The following is a 1,014-nucleotide window of genomic DNA, read 5'->3' on the forward strand; positions in this document are numbered from 1 at the left end:
TGTTGTGGTTTGGTGTTGGTAACATAAGGCCTCTTTTATCCACGTTTGCTCTAAATGATTCGTATTAGTCTCCATAAATCTAAACCAGCTCAAATAATTTTCAATATATGCTGTTCCTATTCCATTGAAGCGTTTTAGCCAACCTTTCCAACGCTTTATATAATTGTTTAGTGTCTGAATATGGTAAATACCATCAATAACTCGTTGATTATCAAAACCAATCAATCGCTTATGATCGATTTCTAAATTATTTACGATACCTTTATATGAAACATTGCCATCAGTACAAAGAACTGAGCCAGATGTTAAAAGTGGTGTTAAAGCTGCTCGGATGTTTTCTTTAGTATCGCGTTCTAAAACTTTGTGAGATACAGTACCACTGCGTTCTAGCGCAATAAAAATAGGTATTTTGTTAATTCGGCCACCACCACGTTTACGTGAAGGTCTATTTATTTTTCTTTTCCCTTTAAAGGATTCGGGTAAAAAACATTCATCAGCTTCAATCACACCGTGTAGTCCAAGTGGTTGAAAGTGAGTGGGCGATTTAAGGAATTGGTGACGCCAATGGAATGATGTTCTAAGGCTGATATCTAATATTTTTGCTGCTTTTCTAAGTGATACGCCATCCCACATTAACTTAGTATATTCAATCCACTTTTCTGGCTTTTTCATACGATAAAGTGAGGAATCAGCAAGCGCATTAAATGTTTTTTCACATGATTTGCATCTAAACCGTTGAATGCCTTGCTTGGTCATTCCCCAACGATTTATCTCGAGTGATTGGCAATGAATACAGTGAGATATGGTTTCTTCGTGGTCTGCAATAGCTTGACCGAGTTGATTATTAGCAATATTCAATTCAACTTCATGGCGAAGCTTTTTAAGCTGAGTGTAATCAAGAGAAGTAACGTTTTGTAATATGTATTGAAACTGTTTAGAAGCCATGATGCACCTACCTTTATTAAGTTTCATTACATAAAGTATAGCCCGCCAACACTAGACTACAACATAGCC

The 1,014-nt window shown here is 36.3% G+C and carries 1 protein-coding gene; it reads right to left on the reverse strand.

Annotated features, from left to right (window positions below; translation table 11 throughout):
* Window positions 1-945: IS1595 family transposase (locus XM47_RS18655; protein WP_048696007.1), on the reverse strand; the 945-nt coding region annotated here is incomplete at its 3' end.
* Window positions 946-1,014: the final 69 nt, after the last annotated feature.

It is taken from the genome of Catenovulum maritimum (genome assembly GCF_001050375.1).
Classification (GTDB): domain Bacteria; phylum Pseudomonadota; class Gammaproteobacteria; order Enterobacterales; family Alteromonadaceae; genus Catenovulum; species Catenovulum maritimum.